Here is a 6,205-nt window from a genome sequence, read left to right as displayed (position 1 = left end):
CCAGCCACCCGCTCGCAGCGCCCGGGCGACCTGCACCGCCGTGGAGCACGGCGCGGCCACGTCCGTCCAGCCGTACCGAAGCGTCCGGCACCCCTCCGTGGCCGACTCGTTGTCGCGCAGCCGGTCACGGCGGCGATGCTCCCCGGGGTGGTACGCGTGGCCGTCGAGTTCGACGACGGTGTCGAACGCCGCGTACTCGACGTCCCGGAAGCTCACGCCGGCACCGGCGTGCCTGGCCTGCCGCCTTTTCGTCGTGCTGCGCGCCCTGGGTGCTGCTTGCTGTGGGCGCCGGTGCTGCATCGGCGCGGGCGGCTGTCCGACGCCGTTCCTGTGGACCCCGGCACGCTTCGGCTCAAGTCCTGGGTGCATACTCGGGAACCAGGCCATCGGCCACCTGTCTGGCTGGCCCGACCGGCCCACCCCTCGCCGTCGAACGGTGCGATGGCATCGACGCGCATCGCCTCGGGGTCGCCAAGGTGCGCGGCGGGTGAAGCCGCGTTCATTCAGGCATTCACTGCTGTTGACCTTTCCAGCAATGATCTACCTTAATTACCAACAGTCAGCTGATGGATACGCACGACGAATCCGGCAACCCCCCGTGCCCCCCGTCGTGTGTACCGCGCCCGGTGGTTCCCAGCCTCCCCCCGAGGTCCGCCAAGGGCGCGACGTAAGGCCCGCCGTCGACCGCTTAGGTGGTCGGCGGCGGCTTTGCGGCACACGGCCGGAACTGATGCAGAATGTTCCGGTGCGATTCGAAACGAGCCGAGCACTGGACGCGATCGAACAGCGACTGACGGTCGACCCCCTCGCCGTGGGCGGCGTCATCGACCTGGTGGAGGCGGCGCGCAGCGTCGACCTCGACGGCGGCCGCCCGGCCGCGTTGCTGCGCCTCGGTCAGTTCGTCGACGCGCTGAGCCGCCGGCTCGGCGACGGCAACGTGGGTCTCTACGCGATCGCCGAGCGTGGTGCGATGTCGGACACCGACTTCACCTCCAACGAGCGCATGGTCCTGCGTCGCTGGTCCGACGACGGGCTGATCGAGATGCTGCCCCCGGGCGCCCGCGTCAACGCCCGGGTCCGTGAGGTCGCGCACCTCACCGGTGTGCCGGTGATCACTCGCTCGCCGCTGCCCGGGCACCCAGGCCTGGTGTACCTCACGGCCAGTGCCCCGGGCGGCATGGAGCTCATCCTGGCCCCCGCGATCGGCGCGTCGCCTCGGCCGCATCCGGTGCTTGCGCGGTACTGGCGGTGTCCTGCGCCCGACTGCCCGGTGCTCGGCCGCCCACCGGCCGCCGGTGCCGGCCAGGCCCCGCCCGCGCTGCCCAGCGGCGCCCCGATCTGCCCGCGGCACGGCGACCGCCTGCTCGACGCCGGCCCGCGCCCGATGGCCACGATGCTCGCGGTGCGCATCAACGGCGGAGTCCGCACCCGGTTTCCGGTGAGCGCCGTGCGCCCGGTCGTGGTGGGCCGAGCCCCCGAGGACCCGAACGGCGTGACGATCGGCAACTGGCTGAACGAAGAGTCGAGCCGCCGGGTGAGCCGCAACCATCTGCGCTTCGAACTGCGCGACGGCATGCTGCTGGTCACCGACGTGAGCACGAACGGCGCCGCGGTGCTGGCCCGCACCGGCCCGACGGCCGCGCCGCGGGAGATCGAGCTCAACCGCGGCGAGCCCAAAGCGCTGGGCGAGTGGGACGAGGTCGAGATCTACCCGGAGATCACGGTGGGCCGCGCCGACCGGCCGCCGGCGGATGCTCCCAAGGGCGGCGCCCCCAACTCGGTGATGGCCGACGCCCCGACGATGGCGCTGCGCCTTCCGCCGCCTCGCTGATCGCCGTTGTCCATCTCGAAGGCGGTTGCTGACATACCCCCGGCGGGTATGTCAGCAACGTCACTGGTAAATGCGTTGCCGGCGGTACCGGAGCGCGATACCTTGCCATCGTGATCGCGACGACCGCCCTTCTGGAGCACGGCCACCTGGCCGGCTCGGCGGTCGCCTGGGCGCCTTCAGCGCTAGACGCGGCGCTAGAGGCCGGCCTGCGACGCTGACCCTCCTCCCGCAGCATCCTGCGGAACCGACGGAGGAGGGTGAGCCGGCCGAGCCGGACGCCCACCCGTGCACACCACGATCAAGGCCCGGCTCGCCTGAGGGTTCTGCGCATTCAGCCACAAATCCACTGTGGAGTGTCAGATGGCCAAGCAGGCGTTCACGAGGAACAAGCCTCATCTCAACATCGGCACGATGGGTCACGTCGACCACGGCAAGACGACCCTGACCGCCGCCATCACCAAGGTGCTCGCGGAGCGGTACCCGACGGTCAACCGGTACACCTCGTTCGAGGGGATCGACCGGGCGCCGGAGGAGATCACCCGGGGCATCACCATCAACATCGCGCACGTCGAGTACGAGACGGCGGCGCGGCACTACGCGCACGTCGACATGCCCGGGCACGCGGACTACGTCAAGAACATGATCACCGGGGCGGCGCAGGTGGACGGGGCGATCCTCGTCGTCAGCGCCGTGGACGGGGTCATGCCGCAGACGCGCGAGCACGTCCTGCTGGCGCGGCGAATCGGGGTCCCGTACCTCGTCGTGGCCATGAACAAGGCCGACGCGGTCGACGACGCCGAGCTGCTGGACCTGGTCGAGCTCGAGGTGCGGGAGTTGCTGAGCGAGTACGGGTTTCCCGGTGACGAGATTCCCGTCGTGCGGGTCTCCGCGCTCAGGGCTCTCGCCGGCGAGCCGGCCTGGGTGCGCTCGATCGCCGACCTGCTCGACGCCGTCGACGAGTACGTGCCGCTGCCCGAGCGGGTGACCGGCGAGCCGTTCCTGATGCCCATCGAGAGCGTGCTCACGATCACCGGGCGTGGGACCGTCGTCACCGGGTCGGTCGAGCGCGGCACGCTCGTGCTCAACACGCCCGTCGAGGTGATCGGGCTGGGTCCCACCCAGTCCAGCGTGGTCACCGGGATGGAGATGTTCGGCAGGCAGCTCGACACCGCTCAGGCGGGCGACAACGCGGCCCTGCTGCTGCGCGGCATTCGCCGGGGCGAGGTGCAGCGGGGCCAGGTGGTCGCGCTGCCCGGCTCGGTCGCGCCGCACCGGCGGTTCAAGGCCCACGTGTACGCGCTGACGACGAAGGAGGGCGGCCGGCACACGCCGTTCTTCGCCAACTACCGGCCGCAGTTCTACTTCCGTACCACGGACGTGATGGGGTCGGTGGACCTCGGCGACGTCACGATGGTGATGCCCGGCGACACGGTCGACCTGACCGTCGAGCTCGGCAAGCCGATCGCGATGGACGTCGGGCTCGGCTTCGCGATCCGTGAGGGTGGCCGCACCGTCGGCGCCGGCACGGTGACGGAGCTGCTGGACTGATCGGAGACTGATCGGCCCGACCGACCTGACCGGCCTGATCGCGAAAGGCCGTGCGGCCCTTAGGGGAAACCCTGAGGGCCGCATGCGTCATCCGGCCCCGAGGGGTGCTGGGCCGCGCATGCGTCATCCGGTGCGGAATGGGCACCATGCCCCGCATGAGCGCCCTTCTCAGTCGCCAGCTCACCGGCGAGGACCACGTCCAGGGGACGCCCGGCGCGCCGCTCACGCTCGTGGAGTACGGCGATTACGCCTGCCCGGACACCGGCCAGGCGTTCGGCGTGGTGGAGCGCCTCCAGCTGCACTTCGGCGACACCTTGCGCTTCGCCTTCCGGCACTTCCCGCTGGTGGACGTCTATCCCCGGGCGATGCCGGCCGCGCTGCTGGCCGAGGCCGCCGCCGACGCCGGAGCGTTCTGGGGCATGCACGCGCTGCTGCTTACCCACCAGGAAAGACTCGAGGACGTCGACCTGGCGCGGTACGCCAACCAGTTCGGCCTGCTGGACACGGGCGGGACCCGCGCGCACCACCACCGGGTGGAGCGCGACATGGACAGCGGGCGGGCCAGCGGGGTCGCGGGCACCCCGGCGTTCTTCATCAACGGGGCCCTGCACGAGGGTGAGTGCGGCTTCGAGGCCCTGGGTGCTGCGCTACGAGGTGCTGACACAGGGTGATAAACGGGTGAACCATCTCGATTGCCGAGTTCCTCGCGGGCCGGGCACCCTAGGATTTTTGAGAATAAACACAGCGAATTTTCAGGCGGAGGACGGTTCCCCCTAAGGGTCACAGGGCAACCTGTAGGGGATGCGGAACCGATACGTAGACCTCCTGCGAGCCGTCGCGATCATCCGCGTGGTCACCTACCACACGCTCGGATTCGCGTGGCTGACCATCGTCTTCCCTGCCATGGGGCTGATGTTCGCGCTCGGCGGCTCGCTGATGGCCGCCTCGCTCGACCGCTCGGGCGTCAAGGCGATAGGCCGGCGGATACGACGTATCATCATCCCGTTCTGGGTCCTCGGGGTCTTCGCCGTGGTGTTCATGTCGCTGTGGGACGGCATGCAACTCGGCTGGCGGACGCTGTTGTGGTTCGTCCCGCTCGACGACCCGCCGACCACCGAGCGCGGCGGGTTCTGGTTCAGCCAGATCTGGTATGTCCGGTCGTACCTGTGGTTCATCATCGCCTCGCCGGCCCTGCTGTGGCTGTTCCGCCGCTGGCCGCTCCCCAGCCTGCTGGTGCCGTTCAGCGTGCTCGTCGTGCTCTGGGAGACCGGTTACGGCAGCGGCGGTACCATCCGGGACTTCTTCTTGTACGCCCCCGCCTGGATGCTCGGCTTCGCCCACCACGACGGCACCCTGCAGCGCATCTCCAAGAAGGTCCTCTGGCCGCTGTGCCTGGTGATGGGCGGCATCGGGCTCGCCCTGCTGATCCACGAGCCCGGACCCCGCGGGTATGACATGAACGACGTCCCGGTCGCCGACACGCTGTGGTCGACCGCCTTCCTGCTGATCATCCTGAACGCCGCGCCCGCGGCGATGTCGCTCGGCGCGGCCGAGCCCGTGGTCGAGGCGGTCAACCGGCGGGCGCTGACGATCTACCTCTGGCACGAGGCGGCCATCACGTTCGTGCGCATGGTCGGCGTCTGGTTCGGTATCACCCTCATCGGCGGCTACCACGATCTCATCCAGTTCGCCCTGGTCGCCGTCCTGGTCGCGGTGTCGGTGCTCGGCCTCGGCTGGGTCGAGGACCTCGCCGCGCGGCGCAGGCCGCAGCTGATACCCATGCCCGCACGGGCACCGGCGACGGCGCGACTGGAGGAGCGGTCCCAGCCCGTGCCGGTATAACCGGCGGAGAAGCAAAAGCAAGCGCGACACGCCGACACTGGTCTTTGCTGGAACTTGCTGGAACCGGATACCGTGCCGTTCGTGTCCGAATCGATCTCGGCCCCTCACGATGCCTGGTCCGGGTCGGCATCCGCGGAGCCCGGCCGAGCCGGACCGGGCACGAGGATCGAGCTGCTCGAGCGGCGGATCGACCGGCTGCGCGGCGACCTGCGCCGCGCGGCCACCACGGGGGACCGGGCACAGGCCAGGACGCTGCGCGCGGAGCTGCGCCGGGTCGAGCACGCATGGGACGCTGCGCTCGCTGAGCTCGAGGATCGGACGCCGGCGGCGCGGCAGCATCCCGCGCCGCCGATACTCTCCATCCGCGAGCAGGTGCACCACGCGCTGACGCTGCTGAGCGTGCCGGCGGCGCCGAAGCTCATCATCGCCGTACACGACGCCTTCTTCCCGGGTGAGCTCGTGGCCGCCCGGCTGACCAGCCTGCGCCGCGACGAGGAGCGCTCCTTCAAGGTCGCCCCGTACGGCCGGCCGTACTACCTGTGCCCGGCGCTCACCGCAGACCTGCTCTCCCCGGCGCGCGGCCTCCTGGCGATCTCCACCTGGCCGCTGGAGACCCGCGTGGTGGGGCCGCTCAGCGCCCGGGTCGACTTCCTCGTCGGCGCGATCAAGGTGGCCGAGCGGGTGGCGCAGCTGCCCGACGACGCGCACGACGCCCGCCGGCTGCTGTGGCGCTTCGCCGCCGGCATCCCGGGCGCCGCGCCGGCCGGCGGGGGCGGCCCGGGCCCGGTTGACCCCGCGACCGTGGCCGGCCGGGCCCAGGCCGAGCTCGACGTGCACATCGAGGCCGACGCCGCGGACCGCGCCGCGGCGGCCGCCCGCGCGCACGATCGGCTCGACGGCGCCGAGACGCTCTTCGGCGCCCGGCTACAGCGACTCCGCAGAACCGCGACCTAGAACCACCACTTCCCCGAAACGATTTCCCAG

Annotated in this window: 6 protein-coding genes; 5 read left to right on the top strand and 1 reads right to left on the bottom strand. The window is 70.8% G+C overall.

Annotated elements, in window-relative coordinates; all coding sequences use genetic code 11:
• Positions 1 to 216, bottom strand: a 216-nt coding sequence (locus AB0367_RS31165; RefSeq protein WP_366230046.1) for a hypothetical protein, incomplete at its 3' end; no start/stop codon positions are given.
• A gap of 529 nt (positions 217 to 745) precedes the next feature.
• Between AB0367_RS31165 and AB0367_RS31160 the strand changes: the two genes are divergently transcribed.
• From AB0367_RS31160 to AB0367_RS31140, 5 genes are all read left to right on the top strand, one after another.
• Positions 746 to 1,831 carry an FHA domain-containing protein gene (locus AB0367_RS31160; RefSeq protein ID WP_366230045.1) on the top strand — a complete coding sequence of 362 codons (1,086 nt, stop codon included), beginning with the start codon at positions 746 to 748 and terminating at the stop codon, positions 1,829 to 1,831.
• A 360-nt stretch (positions 1,832 to 2,191) separates the two neighbouring features.
• The gene (gene tuf, locus AB0367_RS31155) at positions 2,192 to 3,379 is read left to right on the top strand and encodes an elongation factor Tu (protein WP_366230044.1); all 1,188 of its coding nucleotides are present in this window, start codon (positions 2,192 to 2,194) and stop codon (positions 3,377 to 3,379) included.
• 155 nt (positions 3,380 to 3,534) lie between these two features.
• Positions 3,535 to 4,050, top strand: coding sequence for a thioredoxin domain-containing protein (locus tag AB0367_RS31150; protein ID WP_366230043.1), 516 nt, complete (start codon positions 3,535 to 3,537; stop codon positions 4,048 to 4,050).
• A 130-nt stretch (positions 4,051 to 4,180) separates the two neighbouring features.
• Complete coding sequence (locus AB0367_RS31145; protein ID WP_366230042.1) at positions 4,181 to 5,221, top strand: acyltransferase; 1,041 nt, start codon at positions 4,181 to 4,183, stop codon at positions 5,219 to 5,221.
• A gap of 81 nt (positions 5,222 to 5,302) precedes the next feature.
• Positions 5,303 to 6,175 (top strand): hypothetical protein, encoded by an 873-nt coding sequence (locus AB0367_RS31140; protein ID WP_366230041.1) that lies wholly within the window; start codon positions 5,303 to 5,305, stop codon positions 6,173 to 6,175.
• Positions 6,176 to 6,205: the final 30 nt, after the last annotated feature.

Origin of the sequence: Dactylosporangium sp. NPDC051484, from assembly GCF_040689395.1 — a bacterium.
Lineage (GTDB): Bacteria > Actinomycetota > Actinomycetes > Mycobacteriales > Micromonosporaceae > Dactylosporangium.
This window is presented reverse-complemented; position numbering and strand designations above follow the sequence as displayed.